The organism is Mesorhizobium sp. M7A.F.Ca.US.014.04.1.1 (assembly GCF_003998745.1).
In the GTDB taxonomy this organism is placed as follows: domain Bacteria; phylum Pseudomonadota; class Alphaproteobacteria; order Rhizobiales; family Rhizobiaceae; genus Mesorhizobium; species Mesorhizobium ciceri.
Map to the genome: position 1 here is coordinate 1 of NZ_RZRW01000807.1, position 2,015 is coordinate 2,015.

General features: G+C 59.4%; 3 protein-coding genes. All 3 read right to left on the bottom strand.

Features of this window, described 5'->3' with window-relative positions; translation table 11 throughout:
* On the bottom strand, positions 1-297 hold a 297-nt coding region (locus EOA22_RS31730), incomplete at its 3' end, for an Hpt domain-containing protein (protein ID WP_206521380.1).
* Entirely contained in the window at positions 294-998 is a 705-nt protein-coding gene (locus EOA22_RS31735; protein ID WP_063170495.1) for a chemotaxis protein CheW, read from the bottom strand. The genes EOA22_RS31735 and EOA22_RS31730, both read right to left, overlap by 4 nt.
* Positions 998-2,015 (bottom strand): CheR family methyltransferase (locus tag EOA22_RS31740; protein WP_127390511.1); only part of this gene is annotated, 1,018 nt, incomplete at its 5' end. The genes EOA22_RS31735 and EOA22_RS31740, both read right to left, overlap by 1 nt.

Genomic DNA, 2,015 nt, shown 5'->3' on the forward strand with positions numbered 1-2,015 from the left:
GTCACAGCCTTGCAGGAGCGCATCTATATGCTCCCGTCCCACTCTCAGATGCCCACGTTGCGCGGCGACCAGGCAATCTTCCATCGCATTTGCAACTTTGACCGCGGGCATCAGGTCGATGATTCGGGCAGCTCCCTTCAGGGAATGTGCGGCACGCATGCATGCTTCCAGGGCATCGGCGGCGACAGGATTGCGTTCCAGTGCCAGAAGCCCAGACGTTAGTGCCTGTGACTGCGTCTCCAGTTCGGCCTGGAAGAGGCTGAGCATCGAAACCTGGCTGAAGTCCTCATCTGTCATGCCATGCTCCGAGCCAGCATCGTGAGCAGTTGTTCTGGGTCGAGACAACCAACGGCCCGTCCCTGCCAGGGCAGAACGGCATTAGTAGCCGCAGACAGCGCCTTGTCGATCGTGGGTGGCACAGCGAGAGTGTCGCGTGCCCGATAGCGATGTAAGCCGTGGATCTCATCAACCGTAAAGGCAACCCGCTTGTCGCGCTCGCCCACAACAACCAGGCGGCGAAATACCTTGGTTCGCGTGCTTTGCTCCCCCTCCTTGCGCTCGTCTATCCCGAGCAATTCAGCCAGGGACAGGCAAACGAGCAATTCACCACGGACATTCGCAATACCGAGCAGTGCACGGTTTCTGCGATGTGGAAGTGAATGAACGCGACGAGATTCAGCCACTTCATGAAAAATACCGACCGGAAGGGCCAGCCATTCTTCCCCCAAACGGAAGAGAACAGCCGTCTGCAGCGCCTCGCCGTCGGCCGGATCGATCCCTGCTCGACCAGCGTTACCAGGCCATTCGTCGCGATATACCGAGGGAGCCGCACGGTCGAGGAGGTGTCGTGCAATCTTCTTATAGGTCGGGCAATTCCGGCAGTGGAGATGCTGCTCCAGCAGCGGACATGACTTGTCACCCCGTACGCCTATTTGCCGCCAGCAGTCGTCGATTTCAATCTGCTCCAACGGCTGAGCGATCCCTGTCGAAGCCGCCATCAGCTGCCGCTCCTTTTCTGGACCCGGCCTAGCCGGCCAGCCAGGGCCTCGGCGCCGTTATGGTCGCCTTGCTTGCGAAGCAGCAAAGCCAGATGGATGAGAGCTTCTCGATGATTTGGCGCGAGATAGAGCGCCTTGCGATAGCTTTGCGCGGCTTGGGGTGCTGCGCCATCCGCATCCTGGACGAGGCCCAGCAAGTAGAAGATTTGCGCGGAAGGACCAAATTCCTTGAGATGCGCCAGGGCGACCTCCTGTGCCTCCTTTACCCGTCCTGCATTGGCGATCCGTTCAACCGCGATGAGGCTTTCCGAGGCCTTTGCAAGCGGCTTGGCCGGCGCCTGTCCACGGGCTTCATTGCCAATTGTCGGTCGGGGCCGAAGAAGAGGCTTGCTCTTGTTGACCTTCGGGGTTGGCGTCGGCACCGGGATGGCGGCCGAAACTGTCGGCGCCGTGGTCTTGACGGGCTCCGATTTCAGGAAGGCAAAGGCCAATGGCCATTCAGCGGAAATAAAGCCATGCAACCTTGGAAGAGCTGCTTCCGCCGGACCGACCAGGAGGAGTCCGTCTTTGGCCAGTAGGTCCTTCAGGCAGATCAACGCGCGATCCTGCAGCTCTCGATTGAAATAGATCAGCAGATTGCGGAAAAGCACGATGTCATAGACTTCTTGCCCGAAAGACGCGCGAGAGCCGAACAGGTTTCCTACCCTGAACCGAACCTGTTTCAGCACCGCAGCTGTAGGACGCAACCCGCTCTCGGCCGCTTCGAAATAGCGATCCTTGAATTCGAGATGGCTGCCGCGAAACGAATTGCGCCCATAGATCGCGCGTTCAGCCGTCGCGATATTGCGGCTGCTGACGTCCACACCATCGATCTTGAACTCGTGCGCCTCAAAGCTGGCATCGAACATGGCCATGGCGACCGAATAGGCCTCTTCGCCGGTTGAACATGGCAGGCTCAGGACTTTAATCGGCTGAGCACGCTTGTGCACGCGCGCATGCCGCGCCAGCATGGTGAAC